Source organism: Allokutzneria albata (assembly GCF_900103775.1).
GTDB classification, from domain to species: Bacteria; Actinomycetota; Actinomycetes; order Mycobacteriales; family Pseudonocardiaceae; genus Allokutzneria; species Allokutzneria albata.
This window is the reverse complement of record NZ_LT629701.1, coordinates 2,375,748-2,399,806: the sequence shown is the minus strand read 5'-3', so window position 1 is coordinate 2,399,806 and position 24,059 is coordinate 2,375,748. Positions and strand designations below refer to the sequence as shown.

26 protein-coding genes are annotated in these 24,059 nt (G+C 70.4%); 11 read left to right on the top strand and 15 right to left on the bottom strand.

Features of this window, described 5'->3' with window-relative positions; genetic code table 11:
* Positions 1-65: 65 nt before the first annotated feature.
* The 3 genes from BLT28_RS10930 to BLT28_RS10920 are packed head-to-tail and all read right to left on the bottom strand — an operon-like array spanning position 66 to position 1,672.
* A complete protein-coding gene (locus BLT28_RS10930; protein WP_030432712.1) occupies positions 66-716 on the bottom strand; it encodes a cation transporter in 651 nt (216 codons plus the stop codon).
* Entirely contained in the window at positions 713-1,048 is a 336-nt protein-coding gene (gene cmtR, locus BLT28_RS10925) for a Cd(II)/Pb(II)-sensing metalloregulatory transcriptional regulator CmtR (RefSeq protein WP_030432713.1), read from the bottom strand. Before cmtR ends, BLT28_RS10930 begins: the two co-directional genes overlap by 4 nt.
* Before the next feature lie 27 nt (positions 1,049-1,075).
* A complete protein-coding gene (locus tag BLT28_RS10920) occupies positions 1,076-1,672 on the bottom strand; it encodes a TetR/AcrR family transcriptional regulator (RefSeq protein WP_030432714.1) in 597 nt (198 codons plus the stop codon).
* A gap of 83 nt (positions 1,673-1,755) precedes the next feature.
* Between BLT28_RS10920 and BLT28_RS10915 the strand changes: the two genes are divergently transcribed.
* The 3 genes from BLT28_RS10915 to BLT28_RS10905 are packed head-to-tail and all read left to right on the top strand — an operon-like array spanning position 1,756 to position 4,759.
* Positions 1,756-2,877 (top strand): cytochrome P450, encoded by a 1,122-nt coding sequence (locus BLT28_RS10915; protein ID WP_052408022.1) that lies wholly within the window; start codon positions 1,756-1,758, stop codon positions 2,875-2,877.
* Entirely contained in the window at positions 2,874-3,488 is a 615-nt protein-coding gene (locus BLT28_RS10910; protein ID WP_030432716.1) for a DedA family protein, read from the top strand. The genes BLT28_RS10915 and BLT28_RS10910 overlap by 4 nt, the downstream gene beginning before the upstream one ends.
* Entirely contained in the window at positions 3,485-4,759 is a 1,275-nt protein-coding gene (locus tag BLT28_RS10905; protein WP_030432717.1) for an ArgE/DapE family deacylase, read from the top strand. The genes BLT28_RS10910 and BLT28_RS10905 overlap by 4 nt, the downstream gene beginning before the upstream one ends.
* A 298-nt stretch (positions 4,760-5,057) precedes the next feature.
* Here the strand turns inward: BLT28_RS10905 and BLT28_RS10900 are convergent, their stop codons facing one another.
* Positions 5,058-6,050, bottom strand: a complete 993-nt coding sequence (locus BLT28_RS10900; protein WP_156051670.1) for a hypothetical protein — start codon at positions 6,048-6,050, stop codon at positions 5,058-5,060.
* A 71-nt stretch (positions 6,051-6,121) separates the two neighbouring features.
* On the opposite strand from BLT28_RS10900, the gene BLT28_RS10895 reads away from it, so the two are divergent.
* The 4 genes from BLT28_RS10895 to BLT28_RS10880 all read left to right on the top strand — a co-directional run bounded on the left by BLT28_RS10895 (position 6,122) and on the right by BLT28_RS10880 (position 10,061).
* The gene (locus BLT28_RS10895; protein ID WP_081900718.1) at positions 6,122-7,003 is read left to right on the top strand and encodes a glycosyltransferase; all 882 of its coding nucleotides are present in this window, start codon (positions 6,122-6,124) and stop codon (positions 7,001-7,003) included.
* 91 nt (positions 7,004-7,094) lie between these two features.
* Entirely contained in the window at positions 7,095-8,357 is a 1,263-nt protein-coding gene (locus BLT28_RS10890) for a phospholipase D-like domain-containing protein (protein WP_052408024.1), read from the top strand.
* 18 nt (positions 8,358-8,375) lie between these two features.
* Positions 8,376-9,098 carry an SMP-30/gluconolactonase/LRE family protein gene (locus tag BLT28_RS10885; protein WP_052408025.1) on the top strand — a complete coding sequence of 241 codons (723 nt, stop codon included), beginning with the start codon at positions 8,376-8,378 and terminating at the stop codon, positions 9,096-9,098.
* A gap of 261 nt (positions 9,099-9,359) precedes the next feature.
* Positions 9,360-10,061, top strand: a complete 702-nt coding sequence (locus tag BLT28_RS10880) for a DUF2306 domain-containing protein (protein WP_052408026.1) — start codon at positions 9,360-9,362, stop codon at positions 10,059-10,061.
* On the opposite strand, the gene BLT28_RS10875 is transcribed toward BLT28_RS10880, so the two are convergent.
* The gene (locus tag BLT28_RS10875; RefSeq protein ID WP_030432723.1) at positions 9,990-10,373 is read right to left on the bottom strand and encodes a RidA family protein; all 384 of its coding nucleotides are present in this window, start codon (positions 10,371-10,373) and stop codon (positions 9,990-9,992) included. The two genes, BLT28_RS10880 and BLT28_RS10875, sit on opposite strands and share 72 nt — an antisense overlap.
* 20 nt (positions 10,374-10,393) lie before the next feature.
* Positions 10,394-11,278 carry an RNA polymerase sigma-70 factor gene (locus BLT28_RS10870; protein ID WP_043813634.1) on the bottom strand — a complete coding sequence of 295 codons (885 nt, stop codon included), beginning with the start codon at positions 11,276-11,278 and terminating at the stop codon, positions 10,394-10,396.
* Between the two features lie 166 nt (positions 11,279-11,444).
* On the opposite strand from BLT28_RS10870, the gene BLT28_RS10865 reads away from it, so the two are divergent.
* Positions 11,445-11,930, top strand: a complete 486-nt coding sequence (locus tag BLT28_RS10865) for a carboxymuconolactone decarboxylase family protein (protein ID WP_030432725.1) — start codon at positions 11,445-11,447, stop codon at positions 11,928-11,930.
* Positions 11,931-11,939: 9 nt separating this feature from the next.
* On the opposite strand, the gene BLT28_RS10860 is transcribed toward BLT28_RS10865, so the two are convergent.
* Genes BLT28_RS10860 through BLT28_RS10850 form a run of 4 tightly spaced genes read right to left on the bottom strand, consistent with a single transcriptional unit; the run spans position 11,940 to position 15,329 of the window.
* Positions 11,940-13,142 (bottom strand): FAD-binding oxidoreductase, encoded by a 1,203-nt coding sequence (locus BLT28_RS10860; RefSeq protein WP_043813636.1) that lies wholly within the window; start codon positions 13,140-13,142, stop codon positions 11,940-11,942.
* Positions 13,143-13,152: 10 nt separating this feature from the next.
* Positions 13,153-13,932, bottom strand: coding sequence for an AraC family transcriptional regulator (locus BLT28_RS41345; RefSeq protein ID WP_043813638.1), 780 nt, complete (start codon positions 13,930-13,932; stop codon positions 13,153-13,155).
* Between the two features lie 5 nt (positions 13,933-13,937).
* The gene (locus tag BLT28_RS41340; protein ID WP_030432728.1) at positions 13,938-14,834 is read right to left on the bottom strand and encodes a hypothetical protein; all 897 of its coding nucleotides are present in this window, start codon (positions 14,832-14,834) and stop codon (positions 13,938-13,940) included.
* A 9-nt stretch (positions 14,835-14,843) separates the two neighbouring features.
* On the bottom strand, positions 14,844-15,329 hold the full coding sequence (locus BLT28_RS10850) for a cupin domain-containing protein (protein WP_030432729.1): 486 nt from the start codon (positions 15,327-15,329) through the stop codon (positions 14,844-14,846).
* Between the two features lie 70 nt (positions 15,330-15,399).
* Here BLT28_RS10850 and BLT28_RS10845 point away from each other — a divergent pair, with 70 nt between their 5' ends.
* Complete coding sequence (locus tag BLT28_RS10845) at positions 15,400-16,263, top strand: LysR family transcriptional regulator (RefSeq protein WP_030432730.1); 864 nt, start codon at positions 15,400-15,402, stop codon at positions 16,261-16,263.
* Positions 16,264-16,409: 146 nt separating this feature from the next.
* Positions 16,410-16,928: an AfsR/SARP family transcriptional regulator gene (locus BLT28_RS10840; RefSeq protein WP_030432731.1), complete on the top strand. Its 519-nt coding sequence runs from the start codon at positions 16,410-16,412 to the stop codon at positions 16,926-16,928.
* Between the two features lie 289 nt (positions 16,929-17,217).
* On the opposite strand, the gene BLT28_RS10835 is transcribed toward BLT28_RS10840, so the two are convergent.
* The 5 genes from BLT28_RS10835 to BLT28_RS10815 form a co-directional block, all read right to left on the bottom strand.
* The gene (locus BLT28_RS10835; protein WP_043813658.1) at positions 17,218-17,577 is read right to left on the bottom strand and encodes a hypothetical protein; all 360 of its coding nucleotides are present in this window, start codon (positions 17,575-17,577) and stop codon (positions 17,218-17,220) included.
* A gap of 144 nt (positions 17,578-17,721) precedes the next feature.
* Positions 17,722-17,919, bottom strand: coding sequence for a hypothetical protein (locus BLT28_RS10830; RefSeq protein WP_030432733.1), 198 nt, complete (start codon positions 17,917-17,919; stop codon positions 17,722-17,724).
* Positions 17,920-17,962: 43 nt separating this feature from the next.
* Positions 17,963-19,063 (bottom strand): macrolide family glycosyltransferase, encoded by a 1,101-nt coding sequence (locus BLT28_RS10825; RefSeq protein ID WP_030432734.1) that lies wholly within the window; start codon positions 19,061-19,063, stop codon positions 17,963-17,965.
* Positions 19,064-19,077: 14 nt separating this feature from the next.
* On the bottom strand, positions 19,078-21,063 hold the full coding sequence (gene ligA / locus BLT28_RS10820) for an NAD-dependent DNA ligase LigA (RefSeq protein WP_030432735.1): 1,986 nt from the start codon (positions 21,061-21,063) through the stop codon (positions 19,078-19,080).
* Between the two features lie 149 nt (positions 21,064-21,212).
* Complete coding sequence (locus BLT28_RS10815) at positions 21,213-22,547, bottom strand: tetratricopeptide repeat protein (RefSeq protein WP_030432736.1); 1,335 nt, start codon at positions 22,545-22,547, stop codon at positions 21,213-21,215.
* Positions 22,548-23,102: 555 nt separating this feature from the next.
* Here BLT28_RS10815 and BLT28_RS10810 point away from each other — a divergent pair.
* On the top strand, positions 23,103-24,059 hold the full coding sequence (locus BLT28_RS10810; RefSeq protein WP_081900720.1) for a phosphatase PAP2 family protein: 957 nt from the start codon (positions 23,103-23,105) through the stop codon (positions 24,057-24,059).

The following is a 24,059-nucleotide window of genomic DNA, read 5'->3' as shown; positions in this document are numbered from 1 at the left end:
GGGAAATGACCCGTGTTCAATGCCGATAATCTGCTGTTCATCCGGCGATAAGCCGCGTCGAATTCTCAGCAGCAGTGGTCGCCGCGCCAGGCTTCGCGGCCTTCCTTGACGGCGACGGCGGCGATCACGAGGGCGGCGATCGGGTCGGCCCAGTACCAGCCGAACGCGGAGTTGAGCACCAGTCCGACCAGCAGCACGCCGGACAGGTACGTGCACAGCAGCGTCTGCTGAGAGTCCGCGACCGCGCTGGCCGAGCCCAGTTCGCGGCCCGCGCGGCGCTGGGCCGCCGACAGGAACGGCATGACCACCAGCGACACCGCGGCCAGCGCGATCCCGACCGTCGAGTGCTCGGCGGGATCGGCGCCCAGCAGGGAGCGCGCGGACTCGACGGTGACGGAGGCGGCGAGGGCGAAGAACGACATCGCGATCACCTTGAGCGCGGTGCGCTCGCGCGCTTCCGGGGCGGCGCCGGAGAACTGCCAGGCCACCGCCGTCGCGGAGGCGACTTCGATCACCGAGTCCAGGCCGAAGCCGATCAACGCGGGGGAGGAGGCGACGGTCCCGGCGGTCAACGCGACGACGGCTTCGACGACGTTGTAGGTGATCGTCGCGGCGACGAGCAGCCGCACCCGCCGCGAGAGCGCGGCACGTCGGTGCGGGCTGATCCCTCTGGTGGCGACCGGGGCTCCGCAGCAGCCGTCGGGGTCGGTGCTCATCTCGCCGCCTCCGCTGTGTCGTCCACGCACGGCTCCGCGGTGTCGACGGCGAGAACCACCTGCACGAGTTCGCTCAGCGCCCTCGCCAGGTGCGCGTCGGCCAAGGAGTAGCGGACCTGGCGGCCCTCGTAGGACGCGGCGACGAGACCGCAGCCGCGCAGGCACGCCAGGTGGTTGGACACGTTCGACCGGGTCAGCCCGAGGTGGTCGGCCAGCTGCGCGGGATAGGCGATCCCGTCGAGCAGGGCGACGAGGATGCGGCAGCGGGTCGGATCGGCCAGCGCCCGGCCGAGGCGCGCCAGCGCGTCCTCCCGCGTCTCACGCTTCAGCACGCGCACAACCATACAGCCAATGCTGAACTATCGGCAGCCGAGCGCGCGGAACAGGAACGCCGTGACGTGCTCGACGGCCTTGTCGAGGTCGTGCTTGCCGGTGCTCAGCGGTGTGCGTTCGGCGAAGAGGCAGCCGAGCACCAGTGCGGTCGTCATCGCCGGGTCGTCGGTGTCGAACTCGCCGTCGGCGGCCCCGGCGTCGATGATCTCGCGCAGCGGTGCCTCGAACATCTCCGTGTGGGACAACAGTTCCCGGTACTTCTCCGGGGCGAGCACCTGCATCAGGTCGCGGCCGGGGATCGGCGGCCGGGCGGCGAAGTCGGTGAGGTGCAGCCGGATGTAGCGCCGCAACCGCTCGGCCGCGGAGTCCGCGCCGCCCAGCTCCCGCCTGATCATCTCGACGAAGGTGGCGGACTCGCGGGTGGTGTGCGCGATGAGCAGCGCTTCCTTGTCGGCGAAGTAGTTGTAGAGCGCGGTGCGCGCGATCCCCGCCTCGGCCCCGACCTGGGCGAGGGTGATCTTCTCGTAGCCGTGCCGTCGCAGCAGCTCGCCCCAGGCGTCGAGGATGCGTTCCCGGGTGGCTTCCCGGTGTTCGGCCAGGGAGGCGGCGCTGATCTTCGGCACGGGGGCCATCGTCGCACGGTTGACTTCACGACGCCGCGTCGCAATCATTCGTCACGACATCACGTCGTGAAACGGAGGGGTGCGTGCTGCTGCGGGAAGACATCGAGTCCGGTCCACCACGGTGGGAGGAGGGGTTCCGCGCGTGGCGGGTGACCCGCTACGACGACGTGCGGCTCGTCCTGTCCGACGAGCGCTTCACCAGGGAGGTGCGCCGTGCCGCGGCGGTGCGGGCCGAACGCGGGCTGCCGCCGTTGCCCGATCGCCGCGTCGGGCGCGGTGCCACGCTGCTGGACTGCGATCCACCCCGGCACGCCGAGCTGCGCCGATCGGTGAACTTCGGCTTCGTGCCCCGGCGCGTCGAGCGGGTGCGACCCTGGATCGAGCGCGCGGCCGACGACCTCTACGCCGACCTGCGCGCCAGGGGAGAGGCGGAGCTGTCCGGCGAGTTCGCCACACCGCTGGCCGCCGCGGGCATGTGCCGCCTGGTCGGCCTGCCCGCCGAGGACCTGGACCGGTTCGCCCCCTGGGTGCGCGAGGTGCACGAGGCCGACCCGACGCCGGAAGGCGGCCGGAGGGTCGTCGCGGCGATCGAGGCGATGGACGGCTACATCGAGCACGTCATCGACGAACGGCGGCACCGAGAACAGGAGCAGGACCTGCTCGGCGCGATGATCACCGCGACCGACGAGGGGACGGGCCTGGACGAGGACGATCTCGTCGGCATGGTGCGGTCGATCCTCGTCGGCGGCTACGAGAGCACCGCCGCGCTCATGACGACCGGCATGCTGCGCCTGCTCACCGAGCCCGGGCTGTTCACCCGCCTGCGCGCGAACCCGGAACGGCTTCCCGCCTTCGTCGAGGACCTGCTGCGCGCCGATCCGCCCTTTCCCCGAGTCCAGGAGCGGTATCCGCTGCTCGACGTGGAGGTCGGCGGAGTGCTGATCCCCCGAGGAGAACCCGTCGTCGCCGACCTCGCCGCCGCCAACCGCGACCCCGCCGCGGGCGAGCGCAACCACCTCGCCTTCGGTCCGGGCATCCACCACTGCCTGGGCGCCGCGCTGGCCAGGATGGAAGCGCGGGTCGCGCTCCAGGTGCTGCTGCGCACGCTGCCGCGACCGGAGCCGGCCAGTCCGTTCCAGGATCTCGCCAGGACACCGGGAATCCTCGCCGGGCCGAGCGCGCTGCCGGTGAGGTTCGGCCCGTGATCCACCTCGACCTCACGCAGCTGAGCATGGTCCTGGTCCACCTCGTGGTGTTCGCGGTGATCTTCGTGGAGTCCGGCGTCCTGGTCGGGCTGGTGCTGCCCGGCGACTCGGTCCTGTTCATGTCCGGGCTGCTCGCCGCGCGCAGCGGGTCCTCGGTGGTGCTCCTGGTGGTGCTCGTGTTCATCGCCGCGGTCGCGGGGGACTCGGTGGGCTACCGGATCGGCCGTGTGGTCGGCAGGCGCGCCGTCGAACGAAGACCGAGGCTGCTCGCCCGCGCGCAAGACCTCTACCGGCGGCACGGGTGGTTCGCCGTGGTCATCGCGCGCTGGTACCCCTGGATCCGGACGGTCATGCCGCTCCTGGCGGGCATGGGACGCATGCCCTACCCCGGGTTTCTGGCCGCCAACGCGCTCGGCGCCGTGCTCTGGGGGTGCGGCACGGTCCTGCTGGGCTACTTCGCCCACTCGATTCCCGGTCTGTACCAGGCATCCCTGGTGCTGATGGGCCTGGCCATCCTCGCGACCCTCGGCTACCTCGTGCGGCAGCGGATGATTGCCGCAAATAGTGATTGTTTGCGGCGCGGTAGCGACCGTAATCTCCCCGCTCGATGACAGCGAACGTGAGCGATGTCGAGGCGGCCGCGCTGGCCGCGGTCGACGAGGCGGCCATCGGCAGGAACCTGTTGGAGCTCCTCGCGGTTCCCAGCGTGACGGGAACGGACGCGGAGTCGGAGCTGCAGCACGTCCTCGCCCGGCACCTGGAGCGGACCGGGCTCGACACCGACCTGTGGCCGATGGATCTGGACGCGTTGCGCGCGCAGCCCGACTTCCCCGGCGGCGAGGCCCCGCGCACGGAGGCATGGGGCCTGGTGGGCAACTCCGAGCACGGGGGAGACGGCCCGACCCTCGTCCTCCAGGGGCACGCCGACGTCGTTCCTCCCGGCGATCCCGCGCAGTGGGAGGGAGACCCGTTCCTCCCGCGGATCACCGGGGACGTGGTGCACGCCAGGGGCGCCTGCGACATGAAGGCGGGCGTGGTGGCGATCATCGCCGCCCTCGCGGCGATCCGGGAGTCCGGGGCGAGGCTGCGCGGCCAGGTGTCGGCGCACTTCGTCGTCAGCGAGGAGGACGGCGGGCTCGGCGCGTTCGGCACCCTCGCCCGCGGCCACACCGGCGACGCCTGCATCATCACCGAACCCACCAGCGGCGCCCTCATGGTCGCCAACGCCGGAGCCCTGACCTTCCGCATCGAGGTCCCCGGCAAGGCCACCCACGGCAGCACCAGGTACGTGGGCATGAGCGCCATCGACGCCTACCTGCCCATCCACCACGCGCTCGCCCGTCTGGAAGCGCGCCGCAACACCGGCGCCGACCCGCTCATGGCCGACTACCCGATCCCGTACCCGCTGTCCGTCGGCACCGTCCAGGCCGGTGACTGGGCCAGCAGCGTGCCCGACCTGCTGGTTGCCGAGGGACGACTCGGGGTCCAGCTCGGCGAGGACCCGGCCAAGGCCCGCGCCGAACTGGAGGAGTGCGTCGCCGAGGCCTGTGCGGGCGACCCCTGGCTGCGCGCGCACCCGGCCACCGTGACGTGGCCGGGCGGCCAGTTCGCCAGCGGACGGTTGCCCGAGGGGCACCCGCTCGCTGCTCTGGTCGGTGAGGCGCACGCCGATATCACCGGCGGACCGCGGCCGGCCGAGCGAGGTGCGCCATACGGCAGCGATCTGCGGCTGTACTCGGGCGCGGGCATTCCCACGTTGCAGTACGGCCCGGGCGACGTGCGTCTGGCGCACGGTCCGCAGGAGCAGGTTCCGGTCAGCGAGATCGTCACCGTCACCCGGGCGCTGGTGCTCGCCACGCTGCGCGCGGTGGGCACCAAGTAGCTACAAGGCCTGGCGCGCCCGCTCCGCCTCTGCCTCGGCCAGCTCCTGCCAGTCCTCAGGAGTCGCCTTTGCGTCGAACTGCCGAGCGGGGGTGACGCGCTGTGAGCGTTGACCGCGGTCGCTGGAGGAGTCGCGCCGAGCACGCCGAGACCGTTGGGGTTGAGCGCTTTGAGCGGCTGCGGTGCGTTGAGCGCGGCAGGGGACGGCGCGCTGGTCCGCGGAGCGATCGGCGGCGCACCCGACGTGCCGAGCGCGCTGGGCACCACGGGCGGTGCCGTGGTGGGCAGCGGCGGAGGAGTCATCGTCGGCGTCGGTGCCGTGAGCGCTGGCGTGGGTGGTGCGGGCGTCGGTGGCGTCGGTGGCGTCGGTGGCTGCTGGAGCTGCCGGAGCTTGTCGCCGAGACCGGTGGGGGCGGGCGGCGGGGGCGCGGACGCCTTGAAGCTGCCGGGACCTCCGGGACCGCCAGGAGGGCCGCCGGGGGCTCCGGGCAGGGTGGCGTCGGCAACCCCAGTGCGCCGGGGTGGAAGACCGCGTCCCGCGGGACCAGCATCTTCGCCCGGCCGCTGGAGAGCTTGGCGATGTGCGGCGAGTAGTCGGCCGCGATGTCGCTGAGCAGCTTCCTGGCCTTGAAGCTCCAGTCGTCGCGGACCCGCTGAATGGTCGTTTCCTCGTACTCGCCCATGTCCCCGATATCGACGAGACCGATCAGGTTCTCGCCCCACTCGCGGGCGTAGTCACCAAACCCGTAGTTCGCCGCGTCGCGTTCGGAGACGAACTCGTTGTAGAGCGTGTTCATCCTGGACTGCCCGTCGCGCATGACCTTGGCCAGCCCGCCGAGGGCTTCGGAGTTCTCCGTGGCGGCGCGCTTCCAGACCTCCAGAAAAGCAAGGCTCTTGCCGATCCTGGAAAGGAAACTCTCTTTCGCGAACGGCGATTCCCAGTCGCCGTCGAGCTGGTCGGTCTGCGAGCGCAGGTGCGTCTGCACCGACTGCAGCATGCCCGCGAGCGCCCGCCACTGCGCCCGCTCCTCGGCGGTGCCCGGCTGCTCGCTCATGATCTGCAGCTTGGCGGCCTCGATGTCCATGCTGTGCCCGTCGGCGGGCGGCGTCTCCCGGCGCTGCTGATCGCCCTGGTCCTGGGGGTTCGCGTGCTCCCACGACTCCGTGTAGTGCTTGCTCCACGCGGGCGTGGAGCCGGAGTGCTGCCCCGGCTCGGTGCCGTTGGACTGCTGGTCGAGTCGCGTGACGTCGTAGCCGTAGTAGTCCGAGTTCTGGTCGCCGGGCTTGCCCACGCCCACCACCCCCGCGTCCGATCCGTTCACCCCAGCCTCTGGGGCGACATCCGCGGCTTGGGACGGACTTGATGTGTGATCGGTTCCACTCCGGCCGCAGGCAAGAATTATTTCCCAGGATCCCCGGGAGGGGTGGCAAAATCGGACCAACGATTCCGAGATTACTGTCCCTTGTTTCGGTGACGTTTAGTCGTAGGAGTGGATCAGTGCCGTTGCTCTCGGTACTCACGGCCGTGCGGAATGCGATTCCGGAGTTCTTCGCGGAAGCCGCGGCGAGCGTGGCCGCCCAGGAACTCCCGGCGGGCTGGGAGCTCGAATGGCTGGTCCAGGAGGACGGGGACGACCCCGCCGCGAGCGAACTCTGCCCCGGGGCGCGGTACGAGGCCAACGGCGCGCAGCTCGGCACCGCCACCACGCGGAACCTGGCTCTCAGTCGCGCACGGGGGGAGCTGGTCGCGGTGCTGGACTACGACGACGTCCTGCTGCCGGGTGGGCTCGGCACGGTGGTCAACGCTTTCGCGGAGCATCCCGGGATCGGCTGGGCGGTCGGCCAGGCCGACGACCTCGTCGACGGCGTGACCGTGCCCTATGAGCTGAAGTACCCGTGTGGCCTCGTCACCGCGGGCACGATCGGAAAGCTCTACGAGGAGACGGGGCTGTGCCAGGTCGCCTGCGCCGGGCTGGTGATGCCGACCGAGATCGTCCGCGCGTTCGGCGGCTGGGCGGCGATCCCGCGCGCCGAGGACGTCGGCTTGTTCATCGCCATCAGCGAGGTCTACGACGGCTACCAGGAGCCCGCAGTGACCTGGGCCTACCGCAAGCACCCGGCTCAGACGACGCACGCGGGCAAGGAGGACCGCTGGGGGCCGCACCAGGACCGGTTCATCCGGCAGCGCCTCGACGTCGTCCGCGCCGGTGTCGTGAACCGATGCGTCCGTCCGGGGCAAGTCTGACTTCGCGGCCTTCAAGAAGTTGTTGTCCCATGCATGCGCCCGGCGGATGCGAATACCGTTCACTCCCCCCGGTGGGAAGGAGGCGGTCGGTATGCGGAAGATCATCCTTGTCGTGCTGGCGGTACTCGGGTCGGTGCTGGTGCCGCTACCCGCCGCGTCCGCCCAAGCCGAGCCCGACCCGCTGATGAACCGGCCGACGTTCAACGATCCGTGGGGGACCCCGGCGGCGCAGTACGCCAGCTTCACCCAGTTCGCCCGGCTCATCGACCGGGTGCCCGCCGGTGAGGAGATCGTGCTGTCCTGGTTCGGCTTCGACGTCCTGAAGCACGAGTCCGACCCCACGGCGCGGTTGCTCGCCGCGCACGCCCGCGGCGTGAAAGTGAAGGTGGTCCTCGACCACGGCCAGAACGGCAATCGCGCGCACACCCAGCTCAAGGCGGCGCTCGGGGTGGACGACACCAAACCGAGCTACGTCGTGACGTGCAAGGACAAGTTCCTGAACGGACCGGATCGCGGCTGCATCGGCACTCGCGTGAAGAACTGGAGCAGTGGGCCGATCCACGCCTACAACCACACCAAGTTCGCGGCGTTCTCCAAGGTGCGGATGAACAACGGCACGGTGGTTCCCGACGTGGTCTTCACCGGCTCGTCCAACGTCGGTGACTGGGATGCCGTCGAGGCTTACAACGACATGTTCACCTTCACCGATGCCAAGGTGTACAAGGGTTTCCGGACGTACTTCACCGACCTGACCCGCTACCGCCGCACGGCCGCGGGGAACAACGACTACTACGTCGACACCGGCAGCGGCACGCAGTTCCGCGCCTTCTTCTTCCCGCGCAAGGAACCCGCGGGCAAGGCGTTCGAGGATGCGGGCAGTGACACCATCCACAACACCCTGCTCTCCGTCGATCCCGGTTGCCGGTACCAGGAGCCCGACGGCTCGTGGCACCAGACGGATCTGCGCGTGGTGATGCTCGCCTTCAACCGCCCCGCCATCGCCGTGAAGCTCGCCGAGCTGAGCCGCAAGGGCTGTTGGGTGGACGTCGTCTACGCCGGCGCCGGCAAGGAGGTTCTCGACGCGTTCAAGGGCAGCAAGGCTCAGTTGACCAAGTGCGACTTCGATGGCACTCCCGGCAAGCGCGACCTCCAGGTGCACTCGAAGACCTTGCTCATCGACGGCAAGTACGACAAGGACATCGCCCCGCGCGTGTACACCGGTAGCCACAACTACGCGTGGTCCGCGCTGCGCCAAGCGGACGAGGTCCTGTTGCGCATCACCGGGCGCGAGATCCACGACGAGTACATGCGCAACTTCTGGAAGGTCCGCGACACCTGCAAGAGCCGTGCCTGAGCGCTACCGTCGATCGTCATGGCGGCTGAAGAGCTCGAAGCGCAGGTGGTTGTCGAAGGGCTCCGGCTCGGTGAGGGCCCGCGCCGCGGGCCGGACGGGGGGGTGTACCTGTCCGACTTCTACGACCACCACGTGCTCCGGGTCGACATCACCACCGGTGAGCGCGAGGTCGTTTGTGTTGTGCCGCAACAACCTTCCGGGCTCGGTTGGCTTCTGGACGGCCGGATGCTCGTCGTGTCCATGATCGACCGCTCCGTGCGCAGACTGGAGCCGACCGGCGAGTTGGTTCTGCACGCGGACCTCTCCGATGTGTCCGCGTTCCTCGCCAACGACATGCTCGTCGACCCCGTGGGCCGCGCCTATGTCGGCAACTTCGGGTTCGACCTGCACGGTTTCATCGCCGAGCACGGCGAGGCGAGCCTCTTCACCGGCACCACGCCGATCCCCACCGCCGACGTCGCCCTGGTCCACCCGGACGGCTCGGTCCGCGTCGCCGCCGCGGACCTGCTGTTCCCCAACGGCACCGTGTTGCTGCCCGACGGCCGCATCGTGATCGCCGAAACCCTCGCGTTGCGGCTCACCGCCTTCGACGTCGCCGAGGACGGCACCCTCGTCAACCCCACCACCTTCGCAGCGGGGTCAGCGGCGGGTGGTCGACGTAGCTCCAGTCCACGTGATCAGCCGAGGACAGGAAGTGCAGCTCGTCGCGGTGGAAGCCGTACCGCCCGGACACGCCGGTGAGCACGGCCCCTTGGAGTGCGGCGATGAGCGCCACCGTGGCGATCTCGAAGCGCGGCAACGGTTTCGAATCGGTCTCCGGCGCCATCGCAGGATCGTCGCACGCGCCGTCACCGAGGTGCGGCGCAGTCGAACAGCATTCGGCCTGAAAGGCTGACGTCGCCCGGTAGGGCCAGCCCCACCCATGATCGGCGGTCAGCACCAGGGACCGGCGGCGCTGCGGTTCCTACCGTCGGAGGCCACGACTTCTGGTGGGAGAACACGATGCTGCGACGGCCTTGGATGGCTCCGCTTGCCTTGGTGGTACTGGTGTTCCTGGCAGTCTCGCTGCCCGGCTATCTGAGCTTCGACCCCGCGCGGTCACGACTGCCGTCGCCACCGGGGTTTCCCGAGTACTACCCGATCCTCGTCGCGCACATCGTCTTCGGCGCGATCGCGATGGTGACGTGCTGCCTGCAGATCTGGCCGTGGCTGCGCAGTCGCAACCTCGCGCTGCACCGCAGGCTCGGCCGGGTCTACGTCTTCGCCGGGGTGCTGCCCGCCGGTGTGCTCGGCTTCGTCGTCGGCGTGAACACGCCCTTCGGCCCGGTCGCGCTGGTCAGCCACGTCCTGTTGTCCGCGCTGTGGCTGGGCACCACGGCGATGGGCATCATCACCGCGCGGAAACGGCGGATGGCCGAGCACCGCAGGTGGATGATCCGCAGCTTCGCGCTCACCATGTCGATCATCACCAACCGGCTGTGGTCGGCGCTCGCGGCGACCGTGCTGGAGCCGCAGCTCGCCACCACCTTCGGCGGCAGTGAGATCGCGTTGATGCACGCCATCGGCTCGCTGTCGGCCTGGCTGGGCTGGACGATCCCGCTGCTGATCGCGCAGTGGTGGCTGGACCGCGGCCTACAGCGCCGCAAGCGCGTCGATCTCCACCCGGAACGCCGGGTTGACCAGCCCGCTGACCTGCACCAGTGAACTGGCGGGCGGGTTGTCCGGCGAGATGTGCTCGTCGCGCACGCGCCGGAACACGTCGAGGTCGGCGAGGTCGGTCAGGTACACGGTCAGCTTGACCAGGTCGTCCATGCTCGCCCCGGCCGCGGCGAGCGCCGTCGCGAGGTTGGCGAACACCTGCCGCATCTGGGCTTCGGGGTCGCGCCCGATGAGCGCGCCCGCACCGTTCACCGGGACCTGCCCGGAGACCACGATCATCGTGCCCGTGGTGGTGACGACGTGGCTGTAGCCGTTGACCGGGGGCAGCCCCTCCGGCCGGACGTGGTGCTCGCGCACGCGTTCTCCTCCGCTCGTGTCTACCGGCGCAGCGAGGTCTCGCGGTCCATGTGGGACAGCTTCTCCGGGTTGCGCACAGCGTAGAGGCCGGTGATGAGGCCGTCCTCGATGCGCAGCGCCACGACGCTGTCCATCTCGCCGTCGAGCCGGAGCACCAGCGCCGGGTACCCGTTGACCTGGACCCGTTCCATCGAGGCCATGTCGGCGACCCGGCCCATCCCGCCGACGACGAGGCGCGCCACCTTGTCGGCGCCCACGATGGGGCGCGGCACGGCCTGCTTGATCCCGCCGCCGTCGCCGACGAGGACGACATCCGGAGCGAGCACGTCGAGCAGTCCTTGCACGTCACCGGTTTCCAGAGCCCGCTGGAACGCGTCAAGCGCTCCACGCGCCTCGTCGGCGGAAGGGACTCCGCGCGGGCGGCGGGCGGCGACGTGCGCCCGCGCCCGGTGGGCGATCTGGCGGACCGCGGCGGGGCTCTTGTCGACGGCCTCCGCGATCTCGTCGTAACCGAAGTCGAACACCTCGCGCAGCACGAACACCGCGCGCTCGGTCGGCGCGAGCGTTTCCAGCACCAGCATCATGGCCATCGAGACGCTGTCGGCCAGCTCGACGTCCTCGGCGACGTCGGGCGCGGTCAACAGCGGCTCGGGCAACCAGGGGCCCACATAGGACTCCTTGCGGCGGCCGAGTGTGCGCAGCCGGGTGAGCGCCTGCCGGGTGGTGATCCGGACGAGGTACGCGCGCTGGTCCCGCACCGTGCCGAGGTCCACGTTCACCCAGCGCAGCCAGGTCTCCTGGAGGACGTCCTCGGCGTCCGCGGCCGAGCCGAGCATCTCGTAGGCGACCGTGAACAGCAGGTTGCGGTGGGCGACGAACGCGTCGGTGGCGGGATCGCACGCCATGCCTGTCTCCTCGCTCTGGGCTGTGTTTCCCAGCAGACACCGGAAGCTCCCGCTGTGTGACACCCGCGCGGCGTGGCGTTCGTCACGCCGTCCCGGTGTCACACGGGCCGGGCCGCCGGCATCTGGTGTTCGTCCAGTGCACACCACAACGAGTGAGGACGAAGCGATGGAAGCCCGGATCAACCTGTTCGAGAACGCCTTCGCCGCCAAGTTCGCCAAGCGGTTCGCGGGCATGAGCACGCTGCTGGAGGAGTCGTCGCTGCCGAAGGCCACGCAGGAGCTGGTGTCGTTGCGCGCCAGCCAGATCAACGGCTGCGGCTTCTGCGCCGACATGCACACCAAGGAGGCTGAGGCCGCGGGCGAGTCCTCGGTCCGGCTCCACCTGGTCGCCGCGTGGCGCGAGGCCGTCGTGTTCACCGAGGCCGAGCGCGCCGCGCTGGCGCTGGTCGAGGAGGGCACCCGGCTCGCCGACGCCCACAACGGCGTGTCCGACGAGACCTGGGCGAAGGTGCGCGAGCACTACGACGACGACCAGGTCGCCGCGCTGGTCATGCTGGTCGCGCTGATCAACGCGGCGAACCGGCTCAACGTGATCGTGCGCAACCCGGCGGGTTCCTACCGGGCGGGCATGTTCGCGGGTATGAAGGGCTGACACGGTTCCTCACCGCGCGGGAACCGACTGGTGGAACCGGAAGAAGCCCTCCGGGTCGTACTCGGCCTTGACCTCCGTGAGCCGCGCGAAGTTGTCGCCGTGGTAGGCGCGCGCCCAGTCACGGAGGTCGGGGTCGGGGAAGTTCGGGTACACCCCGCCGGTGCCCCACGGTCGCAGGATCTCCCACGAGCGGGTCAGCCAGGCGCGTGCCCGCTCCGATCCCGCGATCACGCTGTGCTTCACCAGGAAGCGCGCGTCGCGGTGCGCGAAGGCCGTCGCGTGACGAGGAGTCCTGACATAGGCACCGCCCCAGGGAGTGAAGTCGAGTTCGCGCTTCTCGCCCGTGCGGCTGTCCTGCCGCAGGTTCGCCACCAGCGCGGTGATCGTGTCGGCGGGGAGGTGACCGGCGAAGAACTCCGACTTGCTCAGCGCGGTTCCGGGTTCGTCCGGACGGTCGGCGAGGTATCGCTTGGCGTCTCGGAAAGGCAGGCGCCGCAGCACCGAGCGGTCCGGGGCCAGTGCGGTCAGCCGCGCCAGGAGCGCGCGGGTTTCGGGCTCCGTCGCGATCGCCGCACCGAAGACCATGATGTCGTTCGCGTTGGCCAGCAGGCTGGCCGCCAATGCGTCCGGAGCGTCGGGGGCCTCCGCGATCCACGCCGTGATCACCTCCTCCGCCCGTCGCACCGGCCAGTGCAGGTGGAAGACCGTCAGCTCCGGCGCGGCGACCGTGCGGAAGGACAGCGACGTCACCACGCCGAAGTTCCCGCCGCCCGCACCGCGCAACGCCCAGAACAGGTCGCTGTCGCGCTCGTCGTCGCAGCGCACGATCCTGCCGTCGGCGAGCACGACCTCCGCGGCGACGAGGGAGTCGCAGGTGAGCCCGTGGCGGCGACCGAGGACCCCGAGTCCACCGCCGAGGGTGAGGCCCGCGATCCCGACAGTCGGCCCGCACCCTGCGGGGATGGCTCGATCGCCCAGCGCGTCATAGAGCCGGCCCAACCGGGCGCCAGCCCCGACCGTCACGACGTCGCCCACCCGGGTCACCGATCGCATCGGCCCGACATCGAGCACGATGCCGTCCGTGGTCGAGCGTCCGGCGAAGCAGTGCCCGCCGCTGCGGGGGACGAGGTGGATGCCGTGGGAACGGGCACGGGCGATGGTCGCGGCGACCTCAGCGGGGGAGTGACACGGCGCGATCTCGGTGCGGCTCATGCCACAGACGCTAGGCGCGGTCGGGAAGCCGGTTCTTGACGAAATCGGCCATCTTCAGCAACGGCGCGAAGGATGCTTCGTGGTCGTGCCCGTGGCCGCAGCCCAGTTGGGTCTCACGGAGGAACACCCGAGGCGTGACGCCGGTGAGCCGTGCGCACTCGCGGGTCAGATGTGCCTGATCCGCATAACCCGAGGCGGCCGCGAGCGCCGCGAGGCGGTCCGGTCGCGAGCGCCGGGCCAGGGCGGACTGGACGTTCGCGAGGAACACCTGGAACCGCAACACCCGGTGCAGCGCTTTCGGGGCGAGCCCGGTGGCCTCCTGGCACCGGCGGCGGAAATGCCGCTCGGAGATCGGCAAAGCGGACCTGTCCGTCCACAGTAGACGGAGTGCTGCGGACATCACGGGATCAGGCGGTCCGGTGGCGCGCAACCGGCGCAGGACCATCCGCTCCAGATCATCATCCGCCGCGGCGAGCGTTCCCCAGATCTCCGTCGCGTCGATCACCGCGTCGGTGAGTTCCGAGGCGGGCATGCCGAGCACGGTAGCCGCGGCGCCCGGGGCGAACCGCACGCCGGAAATCGTTGTGTGCGGGGGAAGAACCTCGACCACGGGAGCGGTCAACGGACCGGCGAGCTGCGGTGCCGCCCCCGCGTGGCAGCGCAGCTCGACCGATCCGTTCGGGACCTGCCGATGCGGGTAGGGCTCAGCGCCGGTGCGTTGCGTCCAGATGGCGACGACGAGCCCGCGCAGGCCCGGCGCCGGTCGGCGTTCCCGGAAGCTGTGCCCCACGGCCGTCAGCCGGTCTTCTCCACGACCAGCTGGGCGCCGGACTGGTCGATCAGCAACAGCGACGGGGCGTGCGGGTAGGGCTCGTGGGTGGACTCCGTGACCATCTCCCTGAGCTTGTCGGCCCACTCCGAATCCACACCGGCGACGTAGAGGACGTCGGGGCAGGGCAGCGCCGCGAGCAACCGCTCGGCGCCGACGATGTCCGACATCCGTGCGTGGAAGTTCGGTTCGGCGACCATCGAAGTGACGAAACCACCGGGACGGTCCAGCTGCACCAAGCCACCGGGAACACCGGGCGGGTTGGTGCAGTTGACCTGGAGGCCGTCCCGGAGGTTTCCCATCGCCTCCACCGCGAGCTCGACGAACTCCTCGTCCTCGACCTGGTTGCGCAGCACGTGGTTCATGCCGATCGTGCCGCGCGGGGTCGGAGCGCACCTGGCGAGAGTGACGTAGAGCTGCCCCGGGATGACCTCCCACGACGGCAGGTGCGGCATGTCGTCGGAGTTCCCGCTGCGCAGCACCGGCAGCAGGACTCCGTCGGCCGCGGACTCCAGCAGCCCGTTGGTCGCCTGCTCCAGTTGCTGCTTCTCGTAGAACTCGCGCACCGTCGCCTCGGCCGCCGCCAGCGCCTCCTCCCAGCCGTCCGGCTCCGGGCGGGCGAAGTTGTAGGTGGCCTTGGCGTTCGGGAAGGTCGCGCTGACGAACTCCTCGTCGGCAGGGGAGAACTGCCATTCGCTGTGCACGTGCGTCACGTCGGCGGCCGCGAGGGTGTGCTCGCGGTTCACCTCCGCCCACGCCCGCCGGGCGGCGTCCTCGTCACGAGCCTCCATGGCGGTCATGACCGGCTCGGTCTCGGGGTCGCACTGGAAGAGCACGACATTGATGCTCATGTCGGTGTTCACCAGGGCATGCTACGCGGCGTCCGCGCGGGCCTGCCTCCACAGTGGACTGTCCACGTAGTGGTTGTCGTAGTGCTGCGAGGACTCGGCGATCTCCTTGGGGTCGGCCGCGCCCCGCGCGACGCGGTCGAGCAGCCGGTAGTAGCCGAAGCGGTCCATGCCGGGCGTGAACACCACCAGCACGTCGGCCTCGGAGTCCTTCGCCGGGCCGAAGGCGTGCGGGACGCGCGGCGGCACGGCCAGGAAGTCGCCCTTGTCCAGGGTGTGCAGCTCGTCGTCGACGAGGACCTGCAGCGAGCCGTCGATGACGAAGAAGAACTCGGTGGCCCGCGTGTGGAAGTGCGCGGGCGTGCCGAAGACGCCGCGGACGAGGGTGGCGCGGTTGGTGGTGAACCGCTTCCCGGAGCTGTCGGAGTCGGCGAGCAGGGTGATCAGGCTGCCGGGCGCGTCGGAGAGGACTTCGGCGTCCGCGGCGCGGACGAGGATGTGTTCGGTCATGGGACCACTCTCACCCGTCCGACCAGGGCGAACAACGCCGAACTCGGCACCGATCGATAAGCTGTGCGTTATGGAACGCAGGGACGTCGAGGTCTTCCTGACCCTGGCCGAGGAGCTGCACTTCGGCAGGACCGCGCGGCGGCTGCGGGTGTCGCAGGCCAGGGTGAGCCAGTCGGTCAAGGCGATGGAGCGCCGGATCGGCGCCCCGCTGTTCGACCGCACGAGCCGCCGGGTCGCCCTGACCCCGATCGGCAGGCGGCTGGAGTCCGACATCCGCCCGGCCTTCGAGCAGCTGCTCGCCGGGATCGAACGCGCGATCACCGCGGGGCGCGGTATCGAGGGCACACTGCGACTGAGCTTCGAGGCACCGGCCCTGGCGGAGCTGATCGCATTGCCTCTCAAGGCTTTCCGGGCCCGGTACCCCGCCTGCGAGATCGAGATCCGCGAGGCCCCGTTCGCCGATCCGTTCGCCCCGCTGCGCTCCGGGGAGGCGGACGTGGCGGTGATGCTGTTGCCGGTGACCGAGGACGGCCTGACGACGGGACCGGTGGTGCACACCGAGCCGATGGTGCTCGCCGTCGCCGCCGGGCACCCCTTCGCCCGGCGGGAGTTCGTGACGCTGGAGGACCTCGCCCGCGACGTCGTCCTCCGCGCGGCTCATCCGCCACCCGCGTACTGGAGCGAGACGACACCGGAGGGCAAGCCGATCACCCGCGGCCGCGCCTACGGCACCTTCCAGGAGCTGCTGCTCGTCATCGGGGCGGGTGAGGGGATCTGCCCGCTTGCCGCCCACGCCGAACAGTACTTCGCCCGGCCGGGCATCGCGTTCGTGCCGTTCCGCGACGCCCCGGAAGCGCACTGGGGGCTGGTGTGGCCCACCGCGGGCGAAACAGGTCGAGTCCGGGCGTTCGCCACCGAATTCCAGTCCACTTAGGACTTGCGAAGCCGCTCTCGGACTTTTGTGAATGCGAGGGTTTGACCACGTTCTGAGCAGTAGCCTCGCGGCGTGCCAAGTGAGGTCAACAGCGCCGTGGGGGTGCGCTTCCACCTCCTCGGGCCGCTGCGGGTCACGGCGCGTCGGTGCCGCTCGGCGGCACCAAGCAACGCGTCCTGCTCGCGCACCTGCTGCTCAACGTGAACAAGCTCGTCCCGTTCGACCAGCTCGTCGAGGTGATCTGGCCGAGCGGGGAGCCGCCGTCCGCCCACGCCAACCTGCAGACCTACATGTGGCGGCTGCGCAGGCGGTTGCCCGAGTTCCCGCCGGACCAGGGGCTGATCACGCACCCCACCGGCTACTCGCCGGCCGTCGCCCCCGGCACCGTCGACGCGCGCCTGTTCGAGGAGCTGCGCGCCGCCGCGACCCGTGCCCGCCAGGACGGTTCCCCGCAGCGGGCGCTGGAGCTGGCGCAGCGGGCCGAGGCGCTGTGGAGCGGTGACCCGCCGGAGGCGTGCCCTTGTTGTACCGCTTGCCGTCCGACTGGGACTTCCAGTGCGCGATGGCGCTGGGGTGGTGGGTGCGGCGCGCCCAGGCCAACCGCGCCGCGCGCTCGCAGTAACCCTCGTAGGCGGTGCTGCCCTTGCGGCTGGAGAACCACCTGATGGCACCGGCGGCGGTCTGCATCGTGCCGACGTCGACGGTTTCGGTGGGCTGGGCCGCGGTGTCCTCGAACGCGGGGTTGGCGACGGCCGCGTCGGTGATGACGGTGGCGAGGTCGGTGACCGGAGCGCTCGGCTCCGCGGCGGCGGGGCTGATCGGCCCGCCGAGGGCGAGCACGACCGTCTGGCAGATTCGCTTGGTACGTATGGTTTCCCTTCGAGGGAGAAAGCGCTGGACGCTGTCTCCGTCTACGGTGCGTACGCCCGCTACACCGCCACTACACCCGCGCACTCACTCCTTGCGCAGCCACCGCAGAGCTGCCTTCGCGCTGTCCTCGGGGCTGCTGTTGAACGCGATCGCCGCGTTCGGCGCGTGCAGCCGGACCAGGTTGACCACCTTCTCGAAGAACTCCAGCAGCGGCTCGTGCTTGCGGATGCCGCCCCCGACCACCACACACGCGTAGTCGGTACTGGTCAGCGATTCCACGATCGTCGCTTCCGGGTTGTCGTCGAGCGTCACCAGGCACATGTCGGCCTCGATGCCGTGCTCATCGAAGCTGGCCTGGCCGCGCGCCAGCGCCGCCTGCACCGGTGCCGGGTCCCAGCCCTCGATCTTGGCCGGGTCGAGCCCGATCACCAGTACTCGTGCCACGGTCACACGTCCTTCCTCTCGCCGAGCTCGCCGTCGCGGCGTAGACGCACACTGTGGCGCGCGGGCCGATGGAGTCCAAGAGTAATCCGGCGAGCACGGGAGAGGCCGGGGCGACGAACATGATCGTGGTGGCTTCGCGTTGCTCTACAACAGGATTGGGCTCAACAGCACACCGAACGCTGACTCCACCACGGCGCACACGAAGACGTGCGGCAGCGTCAACGCGCCGGCCAGATCGGTGAGCCTCAGCACGGGCGGCAGGTAGGCGAAGGTCGACACGCTCGTGCCCAGCTGGGACAGCGCCTGACCGACCCACAGCGCGGTGAAGTCGCGATTCGCCATCCCCCGAGTCAACGGGACGCCGCGACCAGGGACTTCCGAATCGTCATCCGAGTTGGTCCGGCCGGATCAGGTCCGCACCGCGTTCGGCCCCACCGCCGGCACGGATGGCGTCGCGCATCCGGTCGAGGTTGCGCCGGATCGTGTCGCTGCCCGCGACGCGTTCGACCGCCGCGCGCAGATCTGCGTTGTGCCGCAAGCGTTCTCCGAGCCCCAGCTCCTCGGCGCGGTCGGCGTTGGCCTCCTGCTCCGGTGTCTGCGGCACCATGACCAGGGGAACGCCGAAGTGCAGCGCCTCCATTGTGGAGTTCATCCCGGCGTGCGTGACGAACACGCGGGCCCGGCGGAGCACGGAGGGCTGCGGGAACCACCTCCGGACGTCGAAGGTGGCGGGCACCGGGCCCACGTCGCGGGCGTTCATGGCCACCTGCCACGCGCCGTCGCCGAAGGCGTCGACGCATGCCCGGTAGAACGCCGGATCGGCCATGACCGAGCCGAGCGAGACGTAGAGCAGCGGCAGGTCGTCGTGCTCCGGTGACCACGGTTCGGCGTCGCGGCGGCCGAGCACCGGGCCGATGAAGTGGAACGTCTCGTCGAAGGTGTCCCCGGCGGGCTGGAACTCGCGGGGCAGGAAAACGAGGTTCCGCTTCTCCGGCAGGTCGAGGACCCCCGGCACGTCCAACGTGACGTCGTGCTCGGCCGCGAACCGCGCGCAGTCGGACTCGATCACCCGCGCCTCTTCCGGCTCCATCAGCCTGAAGGAGTCGTTGGACGCCAGGTGCGGCACGCACCGCACGGCCGGGATGCCCAGCTTCTCGGCGACGACCCGCGCGGGCCAGTTCGTCGCGTCGTAGCAGATCACGTCCGGCCGGACGGTCCGGCAGCGGTCCAGCAGCACCGGGTAGGTCGCCCGCATCGCCGCGAAGTAGTGCCGGAACCAGGCCGCCATGACGTTGCCGCCGGTCGGCCGGAACGGTGGCAGCCCGGGCAGTTCCACCCAGGCCGCCCCGGCTCCGGTCACCGCGTCGGCGTGCTCGGCCCCGGTCGCGTAGTCGACCCGGTCGCCGCGCCGGACCAGCTCCTCGACCAGGGCCAGCGTCGGGGTGATGTGACCGTGCCCGGTCAGCGTGACGAACAGCGGGTTCACCGGTCGCGGCTCCCTCAGACGATCTTGGCGTCGATCAGCTGCCGCCAGATCTCGCCCTGGTCGACGACCTCGACGCCGAGCTTCTCGGCCTTGGTCAGCTTGCTCTCGCCGACCCCGGCTCCGGTGATCAGCAGGTCGGTGTTGGCCGAGACCGACGACGCGGCCGTGGCACCCGCCTTCTCGCACAGCCGCTGGAAGGTCGGCCGGGGCACCTTCTCCCCGGAGCGGGGGTCGCTGATCGCTCCGGTGATCACCACCGTCTTGCCCGCCAGCGGTGCCCCGGCCGCGACGACCGCGGGCAGGTCCTCCTCGCGCACGTCCAGCGAGACCCCCGCCGCCCGCAGCCGCTCCAGCTCCGGGCGCAGCCGGGTGAGGTGTTCGACCAGCGAGGCGGCGACCTTCGGCCCGATGTCCTCGACCGCGACCAGCGCGTCCACCCCGGCGTCGGCGACCTCCTCCAGCGAGCCGAACCCCGCGCGGCACAACCGCGCCGCGGTGCCGTCGGAGGCCATCGGGATGGCCAGCCCGATCAGCGCCCGGCGCAGGCCGACCTGACGGCTGGCGTCGATGGACTCGATCATGCGCGTCGCCGAGGTCTCGCCGATGCGGTCGAACTCCAGCAGCCGCTCCTTGGTCAGCGTGTAGAAGTCCGACGGGCGCTCCAGCAGCCCCGCCTCGGCCAGCCGGTCGATCCACACCTGGCCGATGGCGTCGATGTCGGCGGCGGCCCGTGACGCCCAGTGGATCAGCCGCCGCACCGTCTGCGCGGGGCAGGACATGTTGGTGCAGAACAGTTCCCGGCTGTTGCCCTGTTCGGTCAGCGGCTGCTCGCAGGACGGGCAGGCCGAGGGCGGCACGATCTCGCGCTCCTCGCCGGTGCGCTTGTCGGGGTCGAGCACCCCGGCCACGAACGGGATCACGTCGCCCGCGCGGCGCACCAGCACGGTGTCGCCGATCTTGATGCCCCGGGCGCGGATCACCTCCTGGTTGGCCAGCGTCGCCCTGGTGACCGTGGTGCCGCCGACGAACACCGGCTCCAGCCGGGCCACCGGGGCGATCTTGCCGGTCTTGCCGACGTCCCAGACCACGTCGGCCAGCACCGTGGTCTTCTCCTCGGCGGCGAACTTGTACGCCAACGCCCCGCGCGGGGAGCTCGACCGGGTCCCGGCCGCGGCGTACGCGTCGCGGTCGGCCAGCCGCAGCACCGCGCCGTCGAGGTCGTAGTCCAGCTCGTTGCGCTGCTGCTCGATCTCCACGATCACCTGCTGCGCGGCCTCGGCGTCGGCGCACCGGCGCATCGCCGCGGCGGTGAACCCGAGCGTCCCCAGCGCGCGTTCGAGGTCGGCGTCGGTGCTGTCCGGGTCGGTGTGCAGGTCGAAGGCGAAGAACCGCAGCCGCCGCCCGGCGACGGTGGCCGGGTCCTTCGCCCGCAGGGTGCCCGCGGCGGCGTTGCGCGGGTTGATCAGCGGCTTGTCCGGGTGCTCGGCGTTGTACGCGGTGAAGGTGGAGCGCAGCATGACCGCCTCGCCGCGCACCTCGACCCGGCCCGGCGCGCCGATGCGCTCCGGCACCCCGTCGGTCAGCGCGCGCACCAGCGGCGTCACGTCCTCGCCGGTCGTTCCGTCCCCGCGGGTGACCGCCCTGGTCAGCCTGCCGTCGTCGTAGATCAGCGCCAGGGACAGGCCGTCGAGCTTGGGCATGACCGCCACCGGCTGGCCGGGGAACCGCGCGAAGAAGCCCGCGACCTGCTCCGGCGTCGTCGCCTTCTCCAGCGACAGCATCGGCCGCGAGTGCCGAACCGGGGCGTGCAGCACCGCGGGCGCGCCGACCTGCTCCAACGGGTTCGGCACCGGCGCGAGATCCGGGCTCGCCGCGATCAGGCGGCGCAGCTCGTCCTCGACCGCGTCGTACTCGGCGTCGGAGACCAGCGGCTCCGCCCGGTAGTAGGCATCGCGCAGCGCGACGACCCGGTCAGCGAGTTCCTGGATGCGTTCCTTCACAGGTCAGGACGCTACCTGCCCCCACCGACACCCTCCCCCCACCGCGCCACCCCGCCCCGCGCTTACGCACCGAATGAGTCGTTGAGGTACTTGAACGCACCGAATAACTCATTCAGTGCGTACAACGCACCAGACGCGGCATCGGGTTGCTATGCGGTGTTGATCTGGCTGAGCTTGAGCTGGTTGTAGGGGCTGTCGGGGCGGAGGCTGATGCGTTCGCCGACGAGCAGCCTGGCCTGGTCCTTGCGCCCGGCCCGGAACGCGGCCTCCACCAGCGTTCGCTGCACGACATCGCGCTGCGCGTGGCTGCCGCCGAACTCGTGCACCCGGCGCCGCAGCGGCCACAGCAGATCGACGGCCTCGGCGTAGCGCTGCCGCCCGAACGCCAGCAGCGCCTCGCACACGGGCAGGCCGACGTCCGCGGTCATCGCCGCGTTCGTGACGTGACCGGGAGCTTCGCTGACGTAGCGACGGCGGTCGGCGATCAACTGCTCCGCCGCCTTGTCCTCCCCGGCCCCGACGTAGCACATCACGGCGTGCATGTCGTTGAAGGCGCTGAACGGGATCGTCATCCGCGACGGCCAGGTCTGCGCGAGCGCGTGCCACCGGGGCGCGTCGTGCGTGCCGTCGAGGTACATCCGCCAGAGCAGGCTGGCGCCGTTGACGACGTCGCGAAGGGTCTCGGAACCGTCGGGCGCCAACACCTCGTCGTAGATCGCGAGCGCCTGGTCCCGCTGACCGGCCTCCAACAGGAACAGGCAGTAGTGCCACCAGATGTGCCCGCGCAACAGGTTGCCGGTGTCCCAATCCGCACGGCGCTGGTCGAACAGCGCGATACCCGCGGAGAACTGCGCCCGCATCTCGTGGGAGTGGCCGACGGCGTGGATGCTCCACACATCGGTGGAGTCCAGCGCCATCGCGTGCCGTCCGACCTGTTCGGCCTTCTCCCAGTGGCCGCACTCCTCCAGCCCGAACGCGTACATGCCGAGCAGGTTGGCGTAGTGCGGGTCCGATTCGCTCCACGAGGGCAGGGCAGCGCCGACGCGGTCGCGCAGGGACACGGCGTTTCCGGTGAGGAAGTCGATCTGGTGCCCGAAGGCGAGCGCGATCGCGTCGCGCGGCTCGGCGGCGGAGCGGTGCGCGAGCAGCCTGCCCGCGTCCGCCAGGTCGCCGTCGAGCAGCCGGGAAGCCGCCTCCACGTGCACCTGCTCGCCGGGCGTCAGCGCGGTCGTGTCGACCACGCTCCGGAACTTCGCGAACTGGTCGGCGACGACGGGCACGAACTGCGGATCGGTGCTGAGCACGGCCAGGTACACGCGCAGGGCGTTGCCCAGCGGCAGCGTCGGGTCCTCGGCCACGACGCGCTCGGCGAGGTCGCCGACGTCGGAGCGGAAGTGCAGCAGGGAGTCGACCGCGCGATCCAGTTCCTCGACGGCGGCAGCGGTAGCTGCGGTCAGCGGGACGCCGTGTTGATCAAATCGCATTCCTGAACGATACGAGGGTCGCGCCCGCGGTGTCGGGCCGGTGCCGTGAAAAGAATTTCTCACATCGAGTGTCCTCAATGGACCGGATCATCCGCCTGGTGCCCGGCGGGATGTCCTGCACTTTCGCGCACACCGTGCAGGTCAGCACGAGCCGGTCACCCGCCGTGTCCGCGCCTCGTCCGAGTCCCCGAATCCGCTCTGGGGCGCGTCGCGCATCGGAGCTATCCCGGTTCCGGACATCCGGCCGGTGTTCCGGGCTCCCGGAAAAACCAGGGTCCCCTAAGGGCGGGTGGCCGCGTCCGTCGCCGGGGACCGCCGGACCGCCGGGTGCACGGGGCCGCTCGCCCGGGCATCAGGGGAATCCCCTGATTTCCGCGTGAATTCGAAAGTCCTCCCCTCAGGGAATGCGGATGAATTCGGCCCGATTCGAAACCTTTGTGGTTGAAGTGTTCGAGTGCGCCCCGGTAGCTTCCGCTTGTCGAAATAACGGCATCCGATGTTTCGAAGGATTGTCGCCGAACGCGCGGGTGTCGCTGAAGGAGTCGGGGAAGTGATGTGAAGTCTCTTCGCGAAGTCGTGTTCGCGCGGGGCGGTGCCGACGGCTCGCTCCGTCCGGTCGACCGGCTCGTGCTCGGCTACCTCGCGGTCGTCGCGTGCATCGCCGTGCTCGGCCGCGAGCGGGTGACCAAGCCGTTGGAGCTGGTCACCGCCCTGGGGATCGGGCTGGCGGTGTGGGCGGTCGCGGCGCTGCTGGTGCGCCGCTTCCCGGGCAGCGTGCTCGCCCAGGGCCTGTGGCTGCTCTACCCGCTCTCGCTCACGCTGTTCCTGTACCGGGCGATCGAGCGCTACGTGCTCGTTCTGCACGGGCGCTTCCTCGACGCCGAGGTCAACGCGCTCGAGACCGCGGTTTTCGGCGGGCATCCCAATCTGTTCTTCGACAGCATCGCGAATCCCGTGCTCACCGAAGTGATGATGTTCGCTTACTCTCTGCTGTATCCGCTGATGGTGCTCCCGGCCGTGGTCCTGCTGTTCCGGGGTGAGCGCGAGCAGGCCGAGCGCTTCATTTTCCGCGTGATGGTCGCCGCGACCGCGACCTACGTCGGTTTCGTGTTGTTCCCGGTGCTCGGCCCACTGCACACGGTTCCGCAGTTCGTCGGCAGCGGGCTGGACGGCTACCTCTTCACCGACATGATCCAGTCGATGATGGTCGGCGACCCGCTGGGCTCGGCCTTCCCGTCCGGCCACGTGGGCATGGCCTGGGCCGTCCTGCTCGCCGTGCGGCACTTCGGTTACCGGCGCGCGTTCTTCGCCCTGTTGCCGTTCGTCTGCCTGCTGACGGTGTCGATCGCCTACAACCGCTTCCACTACGTCACCGATGCTTTCGGCGGCCTCGCCGTCGCGTTCGCGGTGTCGGCGCTCTGCGCGCGCTGGGAAGCGCGGGCCGACCAGCGGACGACGCCCCTCCTCGACTCGCCGGTCGCCGTCGCCGGCGCCGTGGCCGGAAGGCACTGA

Bases quoted from the DNA above. Each gene is read 5' to 3' on its own strand.
- BLT28_RS10845 (WP_030432730.1), top strand. From the start codon at position 15,400: ATGGAACGCAGGGACGTCGAGGTCTTCCTGACCCTGGCCGAGGAGCTG.
- BLT28_RS10930 (WP_030432712.1), bottom strand. From the start codon at position 716: ATGAGCACCGACCCCGACGGCTGCTGCGGAGCCCCGGTCGCCACCAGA.
- BLT28_RS10860 (WP_043813636.1), bottom strand. From the start codon at position 13,142: ATGAGCCGCACCGAGATCGCGCCGTGTCACTCCCCCGCTGAGGTCGCC.
- BLT28_RS10850 (WP_030432729.1), bottom strand. From the start codon at position 15,329: ATGACCGAACACATCCTCGTCCGCGCCGCGGACGCCGAAGTCCTCTCC.
- BLT28_RS10885 (WP_052408025.1), top strand. From the start codon at position 8,376: ATGGCGGCTGAAGAGCTCGAAGCGCAGGTGGTTGTCGAAGGGCTCCGG.
- BLT28_RS10865 (WP_030432725.1), top strand. From the start codon at position 11,445: ATGGAAGCCCGGATCAACCTGTTCGAGAACGCCTTCGCCGCCAAGTTC.
- BLT28_RS10890 (WP_052408024.1), top strand. From the start codon at position 7,095: ATGCGGAAGATCATCCTTGTCGTGCTGGCGGTACTCGGGTCGGTGCTG.
- BLT28_RS10815 (WP_030432736.1), bottom strand. From the start codon at position 22,547: ATGCGATTTGATCAACACGGCGTCCCGCTGACCGCAGCTACCGCTGCC.
- BLT28_RS10880 (WP_052408026.1), top strand. From the start codon at position 9,360: ATGCTGCGACGGCCTTGGATGGCTCCGCTTGCCTTGGTGGTACTGGTG.
- BLT28_RS10830 (WP_030432733.1), bottom strand. From the start codon at position 17,919: ATGGCGAATCGCGACTTCACCGCGCTGTGGGTCGGTCAGGCGCTGTCC.
- BLT28_RS10905 (WP_030432717.1), top strand. From the start codon at position 3,485: ATGACAGCGAACGTGAGCGATGTCGAGGCGGCCGCGCTGGCCGCGGTC.
- BLT28_RS10895 (WP_081900718.1), top strand. From the start codon at position 6,122: ATGTGTGATCGGTTCCACTCCGGCCGCAGGCAAGAATTATTTCCCAGG.
- BLT28_RS10870 (WP_043813634.1), bottom strand. From the start codon at position 11,278: ATGGCGTGCGATCCCGCCACCGACGCGTTCGTCGCCCACCGCAACCTG.